The following is a 21251-nucleotide window of genomic DNA, read 5'->3' on the forward strand; positions in this document are numbered from 1 at the left end:
CGTGCGGCAGCGGCGCAGCGTGCAGGCTACACTGGTCTGGCGCCGTACCGGCAAGGCCAGCAAACATTCGCCAGCGCTGGCAAGCTGCCGTGTGTCCGCCGCCGGTCGTCGTACCCAATCTCAAACAGCGTGCAATGTGCACAAGGAATGACAGCTTTATGCCGCAAATCGTTTTCGAACGTCAGGCTCCCGCAAGCGCGCTGATCCACAGCGCATTGGCCGATAGCGTCAACCGCCCGTTCTGGGGTGACGACGTGGCCGCCCGCCGCCGCGCCTTTCCCCAGTTCCAGGGCCGCGCCGATACCGCGCTGGCCATTGTCGGCGGTGGTTTTCTCGGACTGTGGACCGCCATTCTGGCCAAGGAGCGCGACCCGGCGCGCAGCGTGGTACTGCTGGAAGCACAGCGTGTAGGCTGGGCCGCTTCCGGCCGCAACGGCGGCTTTTGCGAAGCCAGCCTCACCCATGGCGAAGAAAACGGTCACAAGCGCTGGCCGGAGGAGATGACCGAGCTGGAAGCATTGGGCCTGCGTAATCTGGACGAAATCGAAGCCACCATCCAGCGTTATGGCATCGACTGTGATTTCGAGCGCACCGGCGTGCTGGTGGTGGCGGTGGAGCCCTACCAGGACGAGCAGCTGCGCGGCGAAGGCTATATGAGTGCGGCGGAAATCCGCGCCGAACTGAATTCGCCCACCTTCCTGTCCGGCTTCTGGGAAAAGGACAGCACGGCAATGATCCACCCCGGCAAGCTGGTGCTGGAGCTGGCACGGGTGGCCAGTGAGCTGGGGGTGCAGATTTACGAACAGTCGGCGGTGACCAGGCTGCAGAGCAGCGGCCGCCAGGTGACGCTGCATACGGCGCAGGGCCAGCTGAACGCAGCACGGGTGGTGCTGGCTACCAATGCCTTTCCCTCGCTGCTCAAGCGTTATAGCTGGCACACCATCCCGGTATACGACTACGTGCTGATGACCGAGCCGCTGACGCCAGAACAACTGGCCTCCATCGGCTGGCAGCATCGTCAGGGCATTGCCGACATGGCCAACCAGTTTCACTACTACCGCATTACCCGCGACAACCGCATCCTGTTTGGCGGCTACGATGCGGTGTACAACTTTGGCGGCAAGGTGAGCGATCAGCATGACGACCGCCCCGAATCGTTCGAACGGCTGGCCAGCCATTTCTTCACCACCTTCCCGCAACTGGCCGGGCTGCGTTTCAGCCATCGCTGGGGTGGTGCCATTGATACCTCTACCCGTTTTTGTGCCTTTTTCGCGCTGGCGCGTGGTGGCAAGGTGGCTTATGCCGCCGGCTTTACCGGCCTGGGTGTCGGGGCCACCCGCTTTGCCGGCAATGTGCTGCTGGACAAGCTGGACGGGCTGGATACCGAACGCACCCGGCTGCGCATGGTGCGCGAGATCCCGCCGCCTTTCCCGCCGGAGCCGCTGGCCTATGTGGCGGTACAGGCCACGCGCTGGTCGCTGAACCGCGCCGACCACAACCACGGCAAGCGCAACCTGATGCTGCGCACCATGGATGCGCTGGGTCTGGGCTTCGACTCCTGAATCTGTTCGCCCCTTTTTTGAGAATCCAAGGAACCGACCATGTCCAATCCCTTTGCCCTGCTGGCCAACCACGCAGTGGACGCCACGCGCGTTGCACTGGAATACCGCGATGTCCCGGCTGCTCAGCTGATTGCCGGCCCGGCCCGTGTCGGCACGGCCGAACTGGGCAGCCTGCATGGCTGCAGCATAGGCGTGTGGGAAATGTCGCCCAGCGTCACCACCGACGTTGAGGTGGACGAATTTTTCGTGGTGCTGGCCGGCAGTGCTACGGTGAGCTTTGCCGATGGCCGCCCGGCCTTGCAGCTGCAGGCCGGCAGCGTCGGCCACCTGGCAGCGGGTACGGCCACCACCTGGACCGTCACCGACACGCTACGCAAGATCTATATCGCCTGAGCACTCCACCACGGAGACTGGGCGACCATAACAAGCAGGAGGAGGGAAGCATGGAAGTGCGCAACAACTATATCAACGGCCAGTGGCAGGCTTCGGTCAGCGGTGCCACCCGCGAAGTGATCAACCCGTCCAATGGCGAGGTGATTGCCCTGGTCACCGACAGCGTGGCCGAGGACAGCAAGCAGGCGATTGCCGCCGCCAAGGCGGCGTTTTACCAGAGCGGCGCATGGCGACGCATGGCCGGCCCCAAGCGCGCCGACCTGCTGTTGCGCATTGCCGATGCCATCGCCGCCCGCGCCGACGAACTGGCCGTCATGGACACGCTGGACAATGGCAAGCCGCTGCGCGAAGCGCGCTGCGATGTGGATGATGCTGCTGCCTGCTTCCGTTACTACGCCGGCCTGATCACCAAGCCGCAGGGCGGGGTGTACGAGGTGAGTGATGGCTTCGGCCCCATGCATGCTTATTCCATGCACGAACCGGTTGGCGTGTGCGCGCTGATCACGCCGTGGAACTACCCGCTGCTGATGGCAGCGTGGAAGCTGGCCCCGGCACTGGCGGCTGGTAATGCCGTGGTGTTCAAGCCCAGCGAGGTGACCCCGCTGTCGGCGGTGGCCCTGTTTGAGATTTTCCATCAGGTGGGCCTGCCGGCCGGCACCGCCAACCTGGTACTGGGCAGCGGCCCGGCTGCCGGACAGGAGCTGGCCGCCAGCCACGATGTGGACATGATCACCTTTACCGGCAGCACCCGCACCGGCCAGACCATTGCCGCCGCCGCAGTGGGCAATCTGAAAAAAGTGGGGCTGGAGCTGGGTGGCAAGTCGCCCAATGTGATCTTTGCCGATGCCGATCTGGAAGGTGCGGTGGAATGGGCGATGATCGGCGTGTTCTTCAACCAGGGCGAAGTGTGCTCGGCCGGTTCGCGCATCCTGATCGAAGAGAGCATCAAGGACCGCTTTGTTGCCCGCCTGGCCGAACGCGCCCGCGCCATGAGCATCGGCCCCGGCATGAAAGACCCGGACATGGGGGCCATCGTGTCGGCAGCCCAGCTGGAAAAGGTGCTGGGCCATATCGAACGCGCCAAACAGCAGGGCGCCACGCTGGTGTGCGGCGGTGTGCGCCATACCGAGGGCGAATGCGCCAAGGGCTATTTTGTGCAGCCCACCATTTTCGACAATTGCACCCGCGACATGGACATCGTGCGTGAAGAGGTATTCGGCCCGGTGGTGGCGATCCAGACCTTCACCAGCGAAGCCGAGGCGATTGCCATGGCCAATGACACCCCTTATGGCCTGGCTGGTGGTGTATTCACTACCGATGGTGCGCGTGCGCTGCGGGTGGTGAAGGAAATCCGTGCCGGTGTCACCTGGATCAACTGCTACAACCCCACCTTCAATGAAGCGCCGTGGGGCGGCTACAAGATGAGCGGCTATGGCCGTGACCTGGGGGTGAACGGCCTGCTGGAATACCAGCAGGTGAAACAGGTGAATATCAATCTGCAGCCGGGGCCGGTGGGCTGGTATCAGCACTAAGCGCAGGCGGGATGGATAGGCCAGGGGGTGGCGAGCATGGCTCGACCACCCCCGCTGTGTTTTAAAGCTTGCCGAAGCGTGCCAGTTCGCGCTCCCAGTCAAGCTCAGCCGTGCCGATGTCGCGGTCTTCATCGCGGATGGCATCGGCGGGCAGGAACCAGTTGACTTCAAACAGCAAACCGTCTGGATCGTGGCCATACACACTCTTGAAGATGCCATGGTCTTCTTCCAGACCCAGTTTGCCCAGCGCCTGCAACTGGTCGCGAATACGCTTGAGTTCTTGCAGGGTATCCACTTCCCAGGCCAGGTGGTACAGGCCAGCCGGCGGTTCGTTGGCGGCCGGGGTTTCGCCGCGCGGACTGAAAACGCCTGCCCGTTGCTGCCCCAGATTGCGGGCGAACAAGGCCAGGTCGTGATGGTTGTCCGACTCTGCCGCCTGGGCAAAGAAGGCTTGTTCCGGCTGCCGGCCGGACGAGGGGTGGAAGCCCAGAACATCCTGGTAAAAGCGTGTGCTGCGCGGCACATCGCTGACATAGAGTACGGCGTGGTTCAGGCGTTTGATTCCCATGATGCGCTTTCGCTAAGGGTGAACGGTTCAGAGATGATAGGCCGCATGCTGCTCGGCCAGATAGGCGGCGATCTGCCGGGCATCCTGCAGGAAATAGCGGCCCTGATGCTGCGCCGCCTGCGGTGGCACCGGGCTGTCGGCAGCCAGTAGCAGCAGTGGCAGGGCCTGGTTGTCTTCGCCAACCAGCTCGATCACGGCATGGCGCGGGCGTGGAAACGGTAGTCGACGTATTTCAATGCGCTCGGCCAGTGCCGGTTGCACCGCCAGCAGGCCTTCCAGCAGCGTGCTGTGCGGGCAGACAAAGCCTTGTGCGGCAGGGTGGTCGGGGCGGCTGAAACCGGGTTCCAGCAGCAATAACAGGTCACGGCTCATCAGGCATCCTTGCTATGGTGTGGGCAGGAAGCAGCCCCGCCAGCAGGCGGGGCCGTGCTGCTTAGAAATACTTGGCCAGGCTCAGGCTCAGCGCGCTTTCGCTGGCCACACCATTGCCGCCCCAGTTGGCACGACCATACGAGGCATAGGCCTTGGTCTGCTTGGACAGCGTGTAGATGGTGCCGACCACATACTGGGTGTAGCCAGTCTTGTCGATGTCACTGCCGCCCACGCTCAGGTCATAGCCCTTGGTCAGCGAGACATAGGGCAGCCACGGGCCGATGTTGTAGCCGAAGGTGAGTACGGCCTCACGCGCCTTCACCTCCTGGCTGGAGGCCGCCGCGCTGGCGCTCAGGCCACTGGCCGCCAGGCGGGCATTCAGCACATTCACGTTGTAAACCACGCCCGGGCTGTCGACGAACTTGCCGCTGCTCACCCCCAGGTAGCCATTCACGCTCTGGAAGCCCAGCGCCAGGTAGATCGGGTCGCTGATATAACCAGCCTCCACCCGCCACCAGTTTTTCACGGCACCGGTCTGGGCTGAGCTGTTCACCTGCTGGGCATCGCCCTTGTTCTCATAGCTGAACTTGGCGAAGTAGCCGGCCTGTTCGTAGCTCAGACCCAGGTTGAATACCTGGTTGTTGGTCGGGTTGCCGCTGCTGTCGCTGGCGCGCTTTTCATCGGCACCCCAGGTGGTGGTAAAGCTGAAACCTGCCAGATTGGGGCTGTCGTAGCGGATGGCGTTATTGATGCGGCCATCCAGACGGGTGGAGTAGATCTGGCCGGCCACGCTGCTGTAGGAGCCCGGATCGATATATTCCATGTCGAGGTTGGCGTAGTCGGACAGGCGACCCAGGCGAATCTTGCCCAGCTCGCTTTGCAGGCCGACAAAGGAGTCGCGGCTGGCGAAGGTATCCGTACCGCTGCCATCAACGTGAATGCGGTTTTCCACCTGCCAGATGGCGGTGACGCCATTACCCAGATTCTCGCTGCCCTTGAAACCGATGCGCGAGGTGTTGTCATCTACCCGCCAGCTGCTGAAGGGCTGGCCGTTATTGGTGGTGGCTGAATAGCTTTTCACATTGGACAGGTTGCCAGCGATTTTGCCGTATACGGTGACGCCATCATCGGCATGGGCCAGTAGCGGCAGAGCCGCCATGGTCAGTGCGAGCAGTTTTATTTTCATGATCAAGTCGCGATTAAGTTGGAAAAGAGAACATCACAGGCCGCCAGTGCAGAATGCGTTGTCGGTGGCTGATGGCTATTGTTCCGCAATGTTCCCGTTTTATTAATCAAGAAAATATTATTAGTTAATCAGCTGCCGTGTCATTGCAAATGGGTAGCTGATATTGTCTGGGGAATGACTGCGAGGGGTGGGCGGTGTTGATGCAGCTTTGTGTTTCAAGGCTTAGCAATATTTATGCTGGTTCTTGCCATTATCGGTATAAGCATTTTTTCAGAATGTACCAGTCGATTTTTTTATAAAAAATATTTGCCGGGTTGATTAATAAGCTTATCTTTTTAACTTATGGATTTGCTATTGATATTAAATTGCGGCGGGAATAGATTTTGTGGCGTCAATCAAGTGGTGCACACAAATGTCTTATTCACTGTCGATTCTGGATAAAAGCCCCATTCCCCCTGGTGCTAGTGCGGCCGATGCGCTGGCCAATACCGTGGCGTTGGCCAAGCTGGCCGAACAACTGGGCTACCACCGTTTCTGGGTGGCCGAACACCACAGCACGCCGTTGCTGGCCAGCTCTGCACCGGAAGTGCTGATCTCCCACATACTGGCGCATACCAGCCGCATCCGCGTGGGCAGTGGCGGCGTCATGCTGCAGCACTACAGCCCCTACAAAGTGGCGGAAACCTTCAACCTGCTGGCGGCACTGGCACCAGGCCGGGTGGATCTGGGCGTGGGCAAGGCCCCTGGCGGCCTGCCGTTCAGCACCCGTGCCTTGCAGCACTATCACGATGCCGCCCGCAAGCCTGATTTCAGCGCCCAGCTCTCGGAACTGAATGCCTTTCTGAACGAAGGTCAGCCGGAAGGTCACCCGCTGGCCGGTGCCAAGGCCACACCGCAGCCGCCCATCACACCGGGCCGCTTCCTGCTGGGCGGCAGCCCGGACAGCGCCCGGCTGGCCGCCCGCCTGGGCTGGGATTTTGCCTATGCCGGCCACTTCAATGGCGACCCTTTGAATATCCAGCAATCCATTGCCGTGTACCGCCAGTGGACCGGCAAGGTGCCGGCACTGGCGCTGTATGCCTTTGTGGCGGAAACCCGCGAACAGGCACAGGCGCTGGTGGGGGAGCTGAAGCTGTTCAAGGTGACGCTGGAAGACGGCCGCAGTGTTAACGTGCCCAGCCGCGAGGCCGCCGAGGAGTTTGCCCGCCAGGCTGGCAGCAGCCAGTACCAGCTGGAAGAAAAACATCCGCACGTGATTGCCGGTACCGCCGGTGATGTGCGCGCCGAGCTGGATTCCCTGCACCAGAGCTACGGCATCCGCGAATTCATCATCGATATCCCTGTGGCCCAGTTTGCGCTGCGCCGCGCCTCCATTGCCCTGCTGGCCGAAGCGCGCGAGCCGCTGGCCGCCTGACCGTACTGAACAACATTTTTGGAGCTGAACATGAGCAAACCCATTACTTTCGGCATTATGCTGCACGGCGCTGGCGGCCACATGCACGCCTGGAAACACCCCAGCGGCCCGGCGGATGCCAGCGTCAACCTGCAGTTCTATATCGATACCGTGCAAAAGGCCGAAGCTAACGGCATTGCCTTTGCCTTTGTCGCGGACGGCCTGTACATCAATGAAAAATCGATTCCGCACTTCCTCAACCGTTTCGAGCCGATTTCGATCCTGTCGGCGCTGGCCAGCGTAACGCGCAAGATCGGCCTCGCCGGCACGGTGTCCACTTCCTACAGCGACCCGTTTACCGTGGCGCGCCAGTTCGGCTCGCTCGACCTGATCAGCGGCGGCCGCGCCGGCTGGAATGTGGTGACCACGCCGCTGGAAGGCACGGCGCTCAATTACAGCCGCCCGCATCCGGAACATGCGCTGCGTTATGAAATTGCCGACGAATACCTGCAAGTCACCCAGGGCTTGTGGGATAGCTGGGACGACGACGCCTTGCCGCGTAACCGTGAAACCGGCCAGTTTTTCGACAAGGACAAGCTGCACACGCTGAACCACAAGGGGCGTTTCTTCCAGGTGGCCGGGCCGCTGAACATCAGCCGCTCGCCGCAGGGCCAGCCGGTGATTTTCCAGGCCGGTTCTTCCGATGCCGGGATTGGCCTCGCCGGCAAGTATGCCGACGCGGTGTTTACCCACTCGCCCTCCATCGCGGAAACCCGCGACTTCCTGCGCAAGGTGAAAACCAGCGCCGTACTGCATGCCCGCAAGGCTGACGATGTGAAAATCTTCCCCGGCATTGCGCCGGTGGTAGCCGCTACCGATGCCGAGGCCGAAGCCAAGTTCCGCATCATCCAGCAACTGCTGACCATCGATGACGCACTGGCCTATCTGGGCCGCTTCTTCGACCATCACGACTTTACCCAGCACCCGCTGGACGAGGCCTTCCCGGAGCTGGGCGATATCGGTCGCAACAGCTTCCGTTCCACCACCGACCAGATCAAGGCCCGCGCCCGCGAACATGGCCTGACCCTGCGCCAGGTGGCACTGGAAGTGGCCACCCCGAGCAGCAACTTTGTCGGTAGCGGTGAAAAAGTGGCGGCTGAAATCATCCGCTGGGTGGACGAGGGCGCGGCCGACGGTTTCATCCTGGGTTTCCCGGTGGTGGCCGAAGGGCTGGACGACTTCATCACCCATGTGTTGCCGGTGCTGGAAGCCAGTGGCCGCTTCAAGCGCCAGCTGGACGGCCGCACCCTGCGCGACCATCTGGGCCTGCCGCGCAAGCAAAGCCGTTACCAGCAAGCGGCTGACGATAGCAGCCAGCAGCAGGTGGCCTGATGAATGCAGCATTAGACAGCGCCGTGTTGCCGCGCAGCCTGCAGATCGAAACCGGCATTGCGGCGGCCAATGCCGAATTCGTGGCCCTGCGCCGCGACCTGCACCAGCACCCGGAACTGGCGTTTGCCGAACACCGCACCGCCGGCAAGGTGGCCGCACTGTTGCAGCAGTGGGGCTATCAGGTGACCACCGGCATTGCCGGCACCGGGGTGGTGGGCAGCTTGCGCCGTGGCAGCAGCCAGCGTGCGCTCGGCCTGCGCGCCGACATGGATGCGCTGCCCATCCAGGAAGCCACCGGCCTGCCCTATGCCAGCCAGAACGCCGGGGTGATGCATGCCTGCGGGCATGACGGCCACACCGCCATCCTGCTGGCTGCCGCCCGCTTTCTGGCGCTGCACGGCCAGTTTGACGGCACTTTGCAGCTGATTTTCCAGCCGGCGGAAGAAACCGGCAGCGGCGCACGGCGCATGCTGGAAGAAGGCCTGTTCGAGCGCTTTCCCTGCGATGCGGTATTCGGCCTGCACAACTGGCCCGGAGTGAGCTGCGGCCATATCGGCTGCATCGAAGGCCCGGCCATGGCCTCGGTGGATCAGGCCCACATCACCGTGCACGGCAAGGGCGGCCATGGCGCCGAACCCCATAACACGGTGGACCCGGTGCTGGTGAGTGCCCACCTGATTACCGCGCTGCAGTCGGTGGTGTCACGCAATGTCGACCCGCTGGACATGGGCGTGCTCACCGTGGGCAGCATCCACGGCGGCCATGCGTCCAACGTGATTCCCGACAGCGTGGAGCTGAAACTGACCGCACGCACCTTCCGCCCAGAAGTGCGCAGCCTGCTGCAACAGCGGGTACCGGCGCTGGTGGAGGCACAGGCCGCCAGCTTTGGCGCACGGGCCGAGGTGGATTACCGCCTGGGTTTCCCGCCGGTGTGCAATCACCCGGCAGAAACCGCACTGGCACGTGAAGTGGCGCAGGACACCCTGGGCGCAGCGCGGGTGGAAGAGGCCTTCCGGCCGCGTACCGCCAGCGAGGACTTTGCCTTCATGTTGCAGGCGCGCCCCGGCAGTTTCGTGTTTTTCGGCAATGGCGACAGCGCCGGTCTGCACAACCCGCGCTACGACTTCAACGACGCCATCCTGCCGCTGGCCGCCAGCTACTGGGTGGCCCTGGCCGAGCGCTACCTGCCGCTGCCACAGGCGGCCACATAACAAGCGACAGCCAGACACACATCGCAATGGACCGAGCACATGCGTGACTACTTTGTTTACACCACCAGTACCGACCCGCGCGCCAGCGTGATGCTGGCCGAGCTGACGCAGGAATACGACGCACGCTACGGCAAGCTGTTCAGCCCCGGCGGTGCGGCTGAAGAAATGCAGCGCTATCCGCCCGCAACCTTTGCTCCGCCGCATGGCAACTTCCTGTTGCTGCTGCGTCAGGGGCAGGCGATTGCCGGCGGGGCCTTCAAGCGGCTGGATGAGCACACCGCCGAATTCAAGCGTATCTGGACCCACAGCCAGTTCCGCCGTCAGGGCCTGGCCGGGCTGGTGTTGCAGGAGCTGGAAGCGCAATGCCAGCGCCAGGGCTACCGCCAGATTTACCTGACCACCGGTTGCCGCCAGCCCGAGGCGGTCGGGCTCTACCTGCGCCACGGCTATCAGGCGCAGTTCGACCCGGCGGGCGATCTGGAAGCCTTGCGCACCCTGCCGTTTACCAAGGCAGTGCCACGTCAGGCCAGCGTGCCATCCCACCCTGCCTACGTGACAGAACTGGCCGGCATTGCCGTCTGAAACCGCTTTGACTTGCTTGCCGAGCACCCACCCCGGCTTTTGCACAGGACAAGACATCATGAGTGAAATTACCGAAGTCGGCGAGATCGCCTTTAGCCATTCACTGCCACGGCAGGCAAACGCGCCTGCGGCAGCAGAAGCCAGCGGCAGCAACCGCTATGCCGGGCTGCGCATCATCCCGGCGCGTTACCCGGCACGCATCGCCGGCAGCGTGCTGGCCCTGTTGTTGCTGGCCGCCATCGTCAGTTCGGTGGCCACCAATCCACGCTGGGGCTGGCCGGTGTTTGCCGAATGGTTTCTGGCCGCCCCGGTGCTGGAAGGCCTGGGCCGCACCTTGCTGCTGACCGCCATCGGCACGGTATTGGGGTCGGCGCTGGGCACGGTGCTGGCACTGGCGCGGGTATCGCGCTCGCCGCTGCTGGCCAGCCTGTCGTGGAGCTATATCTGGCTGTTCCGCTCTATTCCGCTGATCGTGCTGCTGCTGATTCTCAACAACCTGGGCTATCTGTACGAAACCATCAATATCGGTGTGCCGTATACCGGCATCAACTGGTTCAGCTATTCCACCACCGAGCTGATCAGCCCCTTTGCCGCAGCGGTGCTGGGCCTGAGCCTGAACCAGGCGGCATTCTCGGCGGAAATCATCCGTGGCGGCATTTTGTCGGTGGAGCAGGGCCAGCTGGAAGCCGCCGCTGCGCTGGGCCTGCCGCGTGGCCGGCAGATTTTCCGTATCGTGCTGCCGCAGGCCATGCGCACCATTTTGCCCACCGCTTTCAATGACATCATTGGTCTGGCCAAGGGCACGGCCAATGTCTACATCCTGGCGCTGCCGGAGCTGTTCTACACCATCCAGGTGGTGTACCACCGCAATCTGGAAGTGATTCCGCTGTTGATGGTGGCCACCATGTGGTACCTGATCATCCTCACTGTACTGTCCACCGTGCAGGTGCAGGTGGAACGTCGCTATGCGCGTGGCGCGCTGCGCCAGCAACCGCAGTCGCTGTGGCAGCGTGCCCGTCAGCGCTGGTGGCCGGCGGCTGCTGGCGGTAGTGCGCTCATTGCGCAGCCGGTGTCGCTGACCGAGCTGCCTGCCGTCAAAGGCGGCGAAGTGGCCATTCATGCGGTCAGCAAACGCTATGGCCAGCAGCAGGTGCTGGATGACGTGTCGCTGACTGTCCCGCCCGGCAGCGTCACCGTCATCATCGGGCCCTCCGGTTCGGGCAAGTCCACCTTGCTACGCAGCATCAATCACCTGGAGCGGGTGGATGGCGGTTTCATCGCCATTGACGGCGAGCTGATCGGCTACCGTCAGCAGGGCCACGCGCTGCATGAGCTGAAGGAAAAGGACATCCTGCAACGCCGCGTTGAAGTGGGCATGGTGTTCCAGCACTTCAACCTGTTTCCCCATCTGACTGTTCTGCAAAACCTGATTGAAGCGCCCATCGCGCTGCGCGGGCTGAGCCGGGCCGAGGCCGAAGCGCAGGCGCGGCTGCTGCTCAAGCGGGTAGGGCTGGCGGACAAGGCCGCTGCCTGGCCGCGCCAATTGTCCGGCGGCCAGCAGCAGCGGGTGGCCATTGCCCGAGCGTTGGCCCTGCGCCCCAAGGTGCTGCTGTTTGACGAACCCACCTCGGCACTCGACCCGGAGCTGGTGCAGGAAGTGCTGGACGTCATCAAGGAGCTGGCGCGTTCCGGTACCACGCTGATCATTGTCACCCATGAAATCGGCTTTGCCCGTGAAGTGGCCGACACCGTGGTGTTCATGGAGCAGGGCCGCATCGTGGAAAGCGGCAGCCCGGAGCAGGTATTGCGCCAGCCACAGCAGCAACGCACCCGCGAATTCCTGGCCCGCGTGCTCTAGGGCCATTGACCAAAAAATTTCACACACCGTCACGACCACAAGCAAGACCACAACAAGGAAAGCATCATGTCGCGTAACACCCATCTGCCGCGTCGTACCGTACTGGCTGCCCTTAGCCTCACCCTGCTGGCCCCGCTGTTTGGCCATGCCGCCAGCAGCATCGACCTGAGCCCGCAGCAAAAAGGCCAACCCAGTGCCCGCCCGGTGCCAGAGGCCATCAAGCTGCTGCCCAAGGATGTCCGCTTCGTCAAGGACAAGACCCTGGTGGTGGCCATCGCCGGCGGCATTCTGCCACTGGGTGGTTTTGCCAATGACTCCAAAACCATTATCGGGGCTGATCCGGACATTTCGCGCCTGGTGGCCGATGGCCTGGGCCGCAAGCTGGAGCTGGTGAACGTGGCCTGGGCGGACTGGCCGCTGGGCCTGCAGTCCGGCAAGTACGATGCGGTGATTTCCAATGTCACCGTTACCGAGGCGCGCAAGGAGAAATTTGATTTCTCCACCTACCGCAAGGATTTGCTGGGCTTTTACACCAAGGCGGGCAGCAAGCTGAAAATCAATGAGCCCAAGGACACCGCCGGGCTGAAGGTGATTGTGGGCGCGGGCACCAATCAGGAACAGATCCTGCTGGAGTGGAACAAGAAGAACGAGGCCGCCGGCCTGAAGCCTTTGCAAGCCCTGTATTTTGATGATGAAGCCGTGGCACGGGTAGCCTTGCAGTCCGGCCGTGCCGATGCCTGGCTGGGCCCCAATGCCATCTATGCGCTGGAAGCCGCGCGTACCGGCAAGGTGAAGCTGGCTGGTACCTTCTCTGGCGGTTGGCCGCTGACCGCGGATATCGCCGTCACCACGCGCAAGGACTCCGGCCTGGCCGCAGCCATTACCAAAATCATCAATACCCAGATTGCCAACGGCAATTACGCCAAGGTACTCAGCCGCTGGGGCCTGAGTGCCGAGGCGGTGAGCGAATCCCGTACTAACCCGCCCGGCCTGCCCAAGAGCTGAGAGCGTGTTTACGATCGGCGATACTCGGGTGATCCTGTGTTGAAATGTCGTTCAAAATGCGCATGGACTCCCTGTCCATTGTGCTTTTTCACGCCCTTTCGCCTTGCCTGACCCTTCGTTCGCTAAATCGTAAACAAGCTCTGCCACGTCAACCTGACATCGCCAACACGCTCAGTGTTGGCGTTTTTCTGCAATGCTTGTCATTTTTTCTTGGTTTGGTGGTGGCAGGCGCAACACTATAGTGGTCGGCTCATTCCAGGAGCCGACTCATGTATTGCTCATTGCAACATGCCGGTTTGCATTCCGGCCGTCTGTATCGCGAGGGTTCTGCCATTCCCGACCCGCGGGATGGTGATCGTGCATTGGCTGTGCCATCCGGCGGGTCCGGGGCGCCGGCCTGGCTGGCGCGGCTGGAGCTGCCCACCTGGCTGCTCATCGTCGTCATCTATGGCGGCTGGTTTGGCACGGCGGCGCTGTGGCGCCAGCTGGGGCCGTGGCTGGGTACGCCGCTGCTGATTGTGCTGACTAGCTGGTATATGTCGCTGCAGCACGAGCTGATTCACGGCCACCCCACGCGTCATGGCTGGCTGAATGCCTTGTTCGGCCAGCTGCCGCTGGCAGTGTGGTATCCCTATGCCGTCTATCGTGACAGCCATCTGGCCCATCACCATGATGACAGCCTGACCCTGCCGGGGGTGGACCCGGAAAGCTACTACCACGCCACCCTGCCGGCCGGGGCGCTGGCCCGCAGCCTGCTGCGCTGGCGCAACACTGCCGTGGGGCGTTTGCTGCTGGGGCCGGCCCTGGGCTGGCTGGCCACGCTGCGCGCTGCCGTGCGTAGCGGCCAGCGGCAACAGCTGCTGGTGTGGGGCAGCCATCTGCTCTTGCTGGGCCTGTTGCTACTGTGGCTGCGACAGCACGGTATCGCGCCGTGGTATTACCTGTTGTGCATTGCCTATCCCGCACTGGCGCTGGCCATGGTACGTTCCTTTTACGAGCACCGGGCTGTGCCGGATGCAGCAGCCCGCTCGGTGCTGAACGAAGCCGCCTGGCCGTGGCGGCTGTTGTTTCTCAATCTGAATTACCATCTGGTGCATCACCTGCAGCCGGGTCTGCCCTGGTATCGCCTGCGTCAGGCCTATCTGGCCGAACGCCAGCATTACCAGCAACTCAGTGGCGGTTTTGTCGAGCAGGGTTATCTGCCGCTGCTGTGGCGGCACCGCCGCCGGCCGGTGATCGATACGCTGCACCCCTTTGCCTGAAGGCCCGCTGTTCATCCATCAAGAGGACTACCATGACCCAAGCAAAATTTTCCCGTCGCTGGCTGTTGGCTGCGCTCGCGCTGAGCGCTTTCTCCGGCCAGAGCATGGCGGCCGATGCGGTACGGGTTGGCTCCAAGATCGACACCGAAGGCGCCTTGCTGGGCAATATCATCCAGCAGGTGCTGGAAGCCAATGGCATCAAGACCGTCAGCAAGGTGTCGCTGGGCAATACCAAGGTAGTGCGCGGCGCCATTACCGCCGGTGAAATCGACATCTACCCGGAATACACCGGCAATGGCGCTTTTTTCTTTGCCGATGAAAGCAATCCGGCCTGGAAAAATGCCGAGGCGGGTTATCAGCTGGTGAAAAAGCTGGACCAGGAAAAAAACCGCATTAGCTGGCTGACGCCATCGCCGGCCAACAATACCTGGGCCATTGCCATCCGCAAGGATGTGGCGGCAGCCAACAAGCTGAAGACGCTGACTGACCTGGGCAACTGGATCAACAAGGGCGGCCGCTTCAAGCTGGCGGCATCGGCCGAGTTCATCGAACGTGCCGACGCATTGCCGGCCTTCCAGAGCGCCTATGGCTTCAAGCTGAAGCAGGACCAGCTGCTGACCCTGGCCGGCGGCGATACCTCGGTCACCATCAAGGCGGCGGCGGAGCAGACCTCCGGCGTCAACGCCGCCATGGCCTATGGTACGGACGGCCCGGTGGCGGCACTGGGGCTGGTGACGCTGGATGACGTCAAGGGCGTGCAGCCGATTTATGCGCCAACGCCGATCATCCGCAGCGAAGTGCTGGCCAGACAGCCCAAAATCGCCGCCGTGCTGAAGCCGGTATTCCTCTCGCTCACTGGCCCCACGCTGCAGAAGCTGAATGCCAGCATTGCCATCGAAGGCCGCGATGCGCGCAAGGTGGCGCAGGATTACCTGAAGAAAAAGGGCTTTATCAAGTGAGCGGGCGCTTCTGGCCTGCAAGGGTAACGCATGCGTCTGTATAGCCGGGTGCGCCTGCTGCTGGTGTTGCTGTCGCTGGCGGCGGCGCTGGGCCTGCCCTTGCTCACCTATGCGCCCAACCGCCTGCTGACCGGGCAGGGCATCGCTCTGCTTGATTTGCTGCAGGGCGGCTCCGGCCTGCGCTGGCTGGCGCTGCTGCCAGCCTTGCCGCTGCTGCTGGCACCGTGGTGGCGGCCAGGTATCTGGCGCGAACGGCTGGTGTATCTGGCGGCGCTGTGGCTGGGTGCGGCGCTGTGGTGGCTGGCCGGCAGCGAGGCCACGCTGCGTGCCGGCGATGAGGATGCGCTGGCGAGGGTGTCGTTTGGCGGTGGCTTCTGGCTGTTGCAGCTGTTGTTGCTGCTGCAGCTGGCCGAAGCACTGCAAGTATTGGCTGGCGGCCTGCCTCGGCGCGTGTTGCTGCTGTTGCTGGCCCAGCTGCCGCTGCTGTGGCTGTTGCTGTCCGGCAGGCTGGACAGCCTGTCGCTGCTGCGCGAGTACCACAATAACCAGGATGCGTTTGACGATGCCCTGCTGCGCCATCTGCAGCTGGTGCTGTTTTCCGTGCTGCCGGCGCTGCTGCTGGGCGGCGCGCTGGGGGTGTGGGCCTATCGCTCGGCCCGCTTTGCCCGGCTGCTGTTTCCCGTGCTCAATGTATTGCAGACCATTCCGTCGATTGCGCTGTTCGGCTTGTTGATCGGCCCGCTGGCCTGGCTGGGCCGGCAGTTGCCGGGGCTGGGCATTGCCGGCGTCGGGCTGGCACCGGCGCTGCTGGCGCTCAGCCTGTATGCGCTGTTGCCGGTGGTGCGTGGCACGCTGGCCGGCTTGCAGCAGGTGCCGCCTGCGGTGCGCGAGGCGGCGCGTGGCATGGGCATGACACCGTGGCAGATCATGCTGCAGGTGGAAACCCCGCTGGCGCTGCCGGTGTTTCTCAGCGGCCTGCGCATTACTGCGGTGCAGGCGGTGGGGCTGGCGGCGGTGGCGGCGCTGATCGGAGCGGGTGGCTTTGGCGCCATCATGTTCCAGGGCCTGTCGGCCAGCGCACTCGACCAGGTATTGCTGGGGGTGTTGCCGGTGCTGCTGCTGGCCTTGCTGGTGGACGTGGCGTTTCGCCTGCTGATTGCCCGGCTGAAAGGGGCTGATGACCATGCTTGAACTCAAGGCAGTAAACAAGTTTTTCAATGGCTGGCAGGCGGTGGCCGATGTCGACCTGCAGGTAGCCGCCGGCGAGCTGGCGGTGCTGATCGGTACTTCCGGCTCGGGCAAATCCACCACGCTGAAGATGATCAACCGGCTGATCGAGCCGGACAGCGGCAGCATACGGCTGGCCGGCGAGGATATCCGCAGCCAGCCGCCCGAGGTGCTGCGCCGTCGCATCGGCTATGCCATCCAGTCGGTGGGCCTGTTTCCGCACTGGACGGTGGAGCAGAACATCGCCGCCGTACCGTCCCTGCTCAAATGGCCGAAAGCCCGCATCCGCGAGCGGGTGGTCGAGCTGCTGGAGCTGTTGCACCTGCCGGCCGCGCAGTTTCTGGCACGCTACCCGCACCAGTTGTCCGGTGGCCAGCAGCAGCGTGTCGGGGTGGCGCGCGCCTTGGCGGCCGACCCGGAAGTCTTGCTGATGGACGAGCCATTCGGCGCGCTGGACCCGGTTACCCGTGGCACGTTGCAGCAGGAGCTGCTGCGCATCCAGGCCCTGTCCGGAAAAACCATCGTGCTGGTGACTCACGATATCGATGAAGCCCTGCTGCTGGGCCAGCGTATCGTGCTGATGGACAAGGGCAGGGTGGTGCAGCAGGGTTCTGCCCAGGATTTCCTGCTGCATCCGGCCAGTGATTTCGTGCGCGATTTTGTCGGCCAGAGCGATGTCGGCGTGCGGCTGCTGGGGCTGGACACCGTGGCCAGCCGGATGAGGCCGCTGCAGCCAGTCAGCGGCGAGCCGATTGCTGCCTCGGCCACGCTGCGCGAGGCACTGTCGGCCTTTGTCGCGCGCCGGGTCAGCAGCCTGCCGGTGATTGATGCACAGGGCCAGCCGGCTGGCGTGCTGCATTTTGCCGACTTGCTGCCGGTGGCCGCATGAAGCCGGCGCGTCTGCCTGCGGCCTTGTGGCTGAGCAGCGGCCTGTTGCTGGCCTTGCTTTACCTGTTGCCGCACAGTGCCGGCCTGTTTGCCTGGCTGTTTCCCGAAGTGGAACGCCCGCTCTATACCCAGGACAGCTTTGCCAGCCTGGTGCTGGCGCATTTGCTGCTGGTGCTGGCCTCCAGCCTGATTGCCGTACTGGGCGGGGTGGCAGCCGGCTTGTTGGCCAGCCGGCCGGCCGGGCGTGAATTCCGCCCCTTGCTGGACAGTGTGCTGGCCATCAGTCAGGCGCTGCCGCCGGTGGCCGTGCTGGCGATTGCCGCGCCGCTGATCGGTTTTGGTGAATGGCCGGCACTGATTGCGCTGGTGCTGTACGGCCTGTTGCCGGTGACGCAAGGTACGCTGGCCGGGCTGGCCTCGGTGCCGGACAGCGTGCTGGAAGTGGCGCGTGGCCTGGGCATGGGGCGCTGGCGCATTCTGTGGCAGGTGGAGCTGCCGCTGGCCGCCCCGGTGTTGCTGGCCGGGGTGCGTACCTCGGTGGTGATCAATATCGGCACGGCGGCCATTGCCTCTACCGTGGGCGCACGCACGCTGGGCCTGCCCATCATCGTCGGGCTGAGCGGTTTCAATACCGCCTATGTGCTGCAAGGCGCGCTGCTGGTGGCCTTGCTGGCCATCGTGGCCGACCAGTGTTTCGACTGGCTGGCCCACCGCCTGTCGCCGCATGTCGGCGTGGAGCACTGAGGCCATGGCCTGGGCCAGCCTGCCCATGTATCCGTGGCCGCAGCCTTTGACCGAACACTACTGGCAGTGGCTGCGCCAGCGTCTGCAACAACTGGGCGAGCTTTCCTTACCCACCCACCTGTACTGGCCAGAGGATTATCTGGCGCACTGGCGCGAGCCGGGCGTGCTGCTCAGCCAGTCCTGCGGCTATCCGGTTTCCGCGCTCCTGCGGGAACAGGTGCAGGTGCTGGGAGCCTTTCATTATCAACTGCCCGGTTGCGCCGACTGGCGTTACAGCAGTGCACTGCTGGTGCGCAAGAGCGATGCCAGGCTTGCTCTGGCCGATTTTCATGGCCGGCGTGTGGTGTGCAATGAGCGGCATTCGCAGTCGGGCTATCACGCCTTGCGCGCCGAAGTGGCGACGCTGGCCGGGGTGCAGCCCTTTTTTGCACAGGTCAGGTTTTCCGGTTCACATCGCGCTTCGGCCGCGCTGCTGGCGGCGGGTGAGGCGGATATTGCCGCGCTGGACTGTGTCAGCCATGCCCTGCTGGCACGGCAACAGCCACAGCTGTTCGAGCAACTGGCCTGCATTGGCCATACCCGCTTGCAACCCGGATTACCCTTGATCACGGCCGCGTCCACGCCTGCCGCGACCGTCGCACGGCTACGCCAGGCCATTGGCGACAGCTTGCATGCGGTCGAACTACAGGCTTTTTTCCGGGAGGCGGCTATTGATGGCTTCAGCCCGCTGGCTCTGTCCGACTACACCTGCATTGCAGACACTGCCGCACACTGGCGTGCTGCGGGCATGGCGGAGTGGTAAGGCCCTTGGCAGGTTTAGCTGTCCAGCCCGGCGATGGCGCGGAGGATGGCCAGCCCCTCATCCGGACAGGCCGTCAGTCGGTGCGGGTCGAAACCTTGTTCGAACACCGGGGCGAACTGGGGCAGGGCGCGGGCAGCTGCCGCATCCAGCTGGCGAAACCCCATATGCCACTGGCTGAATTCGCGCTGGTGGATGGGGGTGCGCAGATGCGGCTCGATGCTGTGATGACGCGGGTCGCGTGCGATGCGGGCATAGGTGGCATCCACGGCCGCCGGGCTGCCTTCCAGTAATTGCAGAAAGCTGCCATGGGTGTACAGCAGCAAGCCGGTGACCGCATTGGCCTGATTGTTGCTGACTGACTGCTCCAGGATGGCGGTCAGCTCGGCAGGGCTGAAGTCGGCACTGGCGCTACTGGAGTAAATCAGCTGGATCAGCATGGGGTTGATTCCTGTCGAAGATCAGTTCTGCACCGGTGGCCTGGCCAGCAGGACGGCGCGCAGCAGGCTGAATTGCTGCTCCAGCGTGCTGAGCAGCTGCTCCTGGGCCGCCAGGTCGCTCTGGGCCGCGATTCGCTCCAGTTGTGCGGCGGCGCTGACCATCGGCGTGGCACCAAACAGCGCGGCATTGCCCTTGATGGTGTGTGCCAGCCGTTTTACCGCAAGCGGATCAGGCTGCTGCAGTGCCTGGTGCAGGCGCTGGATTTCCTGCGGGAAAGACGCAAGAAAACTGGCGGCGACGATGTCGATGACTTCAGGGTCTTGCTGGAGCAGGCTGGCCCGGTAGTCGAATGCCGGTGGCGGGCTGGCGGCCGGTGCATAGCGCTGCAACAGCTGTTGCAGGTCGGCGGCACGCACCGGTTTGCACAGGTAGTCGTCCATGCCGGCGGCCAGGCAGTGTTCGCGGTCACCCGGCAGGGCATTGGCGGTCATGGCGATGATGGGCAGGTGCTGGCCGGCGGCTTCCTGTCTGCGGTAGCGGCGGGTGGCTTCCAGCCCGCCCATCACCGGCATCTGCATGTCCATCAACACCAGGTCGTAGGGCTGGCCGGCCAGCTCGTCCAGTGCCTGCTGGCCGTCTTCCGCCAGCGTTGCCCGGTGGCCCCAGCGACTGAGCAGGCTGATGGCCAGCTGCTGGTTTACCTGATTGTCTTCCACCACCAGGATGCGCAGGCTGCCATGGCTGGTGGCGATGGCCGGCTGGCTGTCGCTGGCGGGCAGGGGGTGCGGTGCTGCCCCCAGCGCCTGCAAGATGGTCTGGTGCAATTCCGATTGCAATACCGGCTTGGCCACGTGGCAGGTGATGCCGCTGGCGCGATACTGTTCGGCACTGTGGCTGCCGGCGGAGGACAGCATGATCAGCACCGGTGGTGCGGGCAGTTGCAGCGCCTGGATGCGCTGGGCGGTTTCGAAGCCGTCCATTTCCGGCATCATGCCGTCCAGCAGGACAAAGGAATAAGCAGACGAGGCGCTGGCCAGCATGGCCAGGCCGGTGGCACCGCTGTCGGCTTGCTCTGCCTGTACCCCCCAGCTGGCCAGCGTTTCCTGCAGAATGTCGCGGTTGATGCGGTTGTCGTCGATGATCAGCGCACGCAGCTCATGCAGGCCATCCGGGCTGAGCGGGCGCGGAAGGCTGGCCGGGTCGACGCTGGCGAAACGCACGGTGAAGTGAAAGGTGCTGCCCTGGCCTGGCCGGCTTTCCAGCCACATCTGGCCATGCATCATCGACACCAGACGCTTGCAGATGGACAGCCCCAGGCCGGTGCCGCCGTATTTGCGTGTGGTGGAGCTGTCTTCCTGCACGAAGGCTTCGAAAATGCTTTCCTGCTTGTCGCGGGCAATGCCGATGCCGGTATCGCAGACCGAGAATTTCACCAGCACGTCCTTGCCATCCTGTTCCAGCAGGGAGGCGCGGATCAGCACCTCGCCCGCGCTGGTGAACTTGATGGCATTGGACAGCAGGTTGAGCAGCACCTGGCGCAAGCGGCCGGGGTCGCCCAGCAGCACCGGCGGAATGTCCGGGGCGATGCGGCAGGCCAGTTCCAGTCCCTTGCTCTCCGCCCGCATGGCCACGTTCTTCATGGTGCTGCCCAGCACCGCCTCCAGTTCGAAGGCGGTTTCTTCTATGGTCATCTTGCCGGCTTCCAGCTTGGAGAAGTCGAGAATGTCGTTGATGACGGTGAGCAGGGCTTCGGTGGAGGATTTCACCACCGTCATGTATTCGCGCTGTTCGCGGTTCAGCTCGGTGTCCAGCGTCAGTTCGGTCATGCCGAGGATGCCGTTCATCGGGGTGCGGATTTCATGGCTCATATTGGCCAG

General features: G+C 63.4%; 20 protein-coding genes and 1 pseudogene. 16 read left to right on the forward strand and 5 right to left on the reverse strand.

Features of this window, described 5'->3' with window-relative positions; translation table 11 throughout:
- Positions 1–158: 158 nt before the first annotated feature.
- Genes EAY64_RS09840 through EAY64_RS09850 form a run of 3 tightly spaced genes read left to right on the forward strand, consistent with a single transcriptional unit; the run spans position 159 to position 3487 of the window.
- On the forward strand, positions 159–1562 hold the full coding sequence (locus EAY64_RS09840; RefSeq protein WP_103524596.1) for an NAD(P)/FAD-dependent oxidoreductase: 1404 nt from the start codon (positions 159–161) through the stop codon (positions 1560–1562).
- Between the two features lie 39 nt (positions 1563–1601).
- Positions 1602–1955 carry a cupin domain-containing protein gene (locus EAY64_RS09845; protein ID WP_103524597.1) on the forward strand — a complete coding sequence of 118 codons (354 nt, stop codon included), beginning with the start codon at positions 1602–1604 and terminating at the stop codon, positions 1953–1955.
- Positions 1956–2005: 50 nt separating this feature from the next.
- Positions 2006–3487 (forward strand): aldehyde dehydrogenase family protein, encoded by a 1482-nt coding sequence (locus EAY64_RS09850; RefSeq protein ID WP_103524598.1) that lies wholly within the window; start codon positions 2006–2008, stop codon positions 3485–3487.
- Positions 3488–3548: 61 nt separating this feature from the next.
- On the opposite strand, the gene EAY64_RS09855 is transcribed toward EAY64_RS09850, so the two are convergent.
- The 3 genes from EAY64_RS09855 to EAY64_RS09865 form a co-directional block, all read right to left on the reverse strand.
- Entirely contained in the window at positions 3549–4055 is a 507-nt protein-coding gene (locus EAY64_RS09855) for a VOC family protein (RefSeq protein WP_103524599.1), read from the reverse strand.
- Positions 4056–4082: 27 nt separating this feature from the next.
- Complete coding sequence (locus tag EAY64_RS09860) at positions 4083–4427, reverse strand: DUF3088 family protein (protein ID WP_103524600.1); 345 nt, start codon at positions 4425–4427, stop codon at positions 4083–4085.
- Positions 4428–4488: 61 nt separating this feature from the next.
- Complete coding sequence (locus tag EAY64_RS09865) at positions 4489–5613, reverse strand: porin (RefSeq protein WP_103524601.1); 1125 nt, start codon at positions 5611–5613, stop codon at positions 4489–4491.
- Between the two features lie 412 nt (positions 5614–6025).
- Between EAY64_RS09865 and EAY64_RS09870 the strand changes: the two genes are divergently transcribed.
- The 13 genes and pseudogenes from EAY64_RS09870 to EAY64_RS09925 all read left to right on the forward strand — a co-directional run bounded on the left by EAY64_RS09870 (position 6026) and on the right by EAY64_RS09925 (position 18936).
- Entirely contained in the window at positions 6026–7027 is a 1002-nt protein-coding gene (locus EAY64_RS09870; protein ID WP_103524602.1) for an LLM class flavin-dependent oxidoreductase, read from the forward strand.
- Positions 7028–7057: 30 nt separating this feature from the next.
- Positions 7058–8398 (forward strand): LLM class flavin-dependent oxidoreductase, encoded by a 1341-nt coding sequence (locus tag EAY64_RS09875; RefSeq protein ID WP_103524603.1) that lies wholly within the window; start codon positions 7058–7060, stop codon positions 8396–8398.
- Complete coding sequence (locus tag EAY64_RS09880) at positions 8398–9609, forward strand: M20 aminoacylase family protein (protein WP_103524604.1); 1212 nt, start codon at positions 8398–8400, stop codon at positions 9607–9609. Before EAY64_RS09875 ends, EAY64_RS09880 begins: the two co-directional genes overlap by 1 nt.
- Positions 9610–9648: 39 nt before the next feature.
- Positions 9649–10191 (forward strand): GNAT family N-acetyltransferase, encoded by a 543-nt coding sequence (locus EAY64_RS09885; RefSeq protein WP_103524605.1) that lies wholly within the window; start codon positions 9649–9651, stop codon positions 10189–10191.
- Between the two features lie 58 nt (positions 10192–10249).
- Positions 10250–11146: pseudogene (locus tag EAY64_RS20605) on the forward strand (amino acid ABC transporter permease); the annotation flags it as partial.
- Between the two features lie 153 nt (positions 11147–11299).
- Positions 11300–12049, forward strand: coding sequence for an amino acid ABC transporter ATP-binding protein (locus tag EAY64_RS20525; protein WP_226034256.1), 750 nt, complete (start codon positions 11300–11302; stop codon positions 12047–12049).
- A 66-nt stretch (positions 12050–12115) separates the two neighbouring features.
- Positions 12116–13054, forward strand: coding sequence for an ABC transporter substrate-binding protein (locus EAY64_RS09895; protein WP_103524607.1), 939 nt, complete (start codon positions 12116–12118; stop codon positions 13052–13054).
- Positions 13055–13323: 269 nt separating this feature from the next.
- Entirely contained in the window at positions 13324–14316 is a 993-nt protein-coding gene (locus EAY64_RS09900) for a fatty acid desaturase (protein WP_103524608.1), read from the forward strand.
- Between the two features lie 32 nt (positions 14317–14348).
- Positions 14349–15275: a glycine betaine ABC transporter substrate-binding protein OsmF gene (gene osmF, locus EAY64_RS09905; protein WP_103524609.1), complete on the forward strand. Its 927-nt coding sequence runs from the start codon at positions 14349–14351 to the stop codon at positions 15273–15275.
- A gap of 30 nt (positions 15276–15305) precedes the next feature.
- The gene (locus EAY64_RS09910) at positions 15306–16466 is read left to right on the forward strand and encodes an ABC transporter permease (protein WP_103524610.1); all 1161 of its coding nucleotides are present in this window, start codon (positions 15306–15308) and stop codon (positions 16464–16466) included.
- The gene (locus tag EAY64_RS09915) at positions 16453–17391 is read left to right on the forward strand and encodes an ABC transporter ATP-binding protein (RefSeq protein WP_304511181.1); all 939 of its coding nucleotides are present in this window, start codon (positions 16453–16455) and stop codon (positions 17389–17391) included. Before EAY64_RS09910 ends, EAY64_RS09915 begins: the two co-directional genes overlap by 14 nt.
- Positions 17388–18134 (forward strand): ABC transporter permease, encoded by a 747-nt coding sequence (locus tag EAY64_RS09920; protein WP_103524611.1) that lies wholly within the window; start codon positions 17388–17390, stop codon positions 18132–18134. Before EAY64_RS09915 ends, EAY64_RS09920 begins: the two co-directional genes overlap by 4 nt.
- A 4-nt stretch (positions 18135–18138) precedes the next feature.
- Positions 18139–18936: a phosphate/phosphite/phosphonate ABC transporter substrate-binding protein gene (locus tag EAY64_RS09925; RefSeq protein ID WP_158604657.1), complete on the forward strand. Its 798-nt coding sequence runs from the start codon at positions 18139–18141 to the stop codon at positions 18934–18936.
- Between the two features lie 14 nt (positions 18937–18950).
- Here the strand turns inward: EAY64_RS09925 and EAY64_RS09930 are convergent, their stop codons facing one another.
- The gene (locus EAY64_RS09930; RefSeq protein WP_103524613.1) at positions 18951–19373 is read right to left on the reverse strand and encodes a BLUF domain-containing protein; all 423 of its coding nucleotides are present in this window, start codon (positions 19371–19373) and stop codon (positions 18951–18953) included.
- A gap of 21 nt (positions 19374–19394) precedes the next feature.
- Positions 19395–21251: response regulator (locus tag EAY64_RS09935; RefSeq protein ID WP_147456206.1), on the reverse strand; the 1857-nt coding region annotated here is incomplete at its 5' end.

Origin of the sequence: Aquitalea palustris (assembly GCF_003693445.1) — a bacterium.
GTDB lineage: Bacteria > Pseudomonadota > Gammaproteobacteria > Burkholderiales > Chromobacteriaceae > Aquitalea > Aquitalea palustris.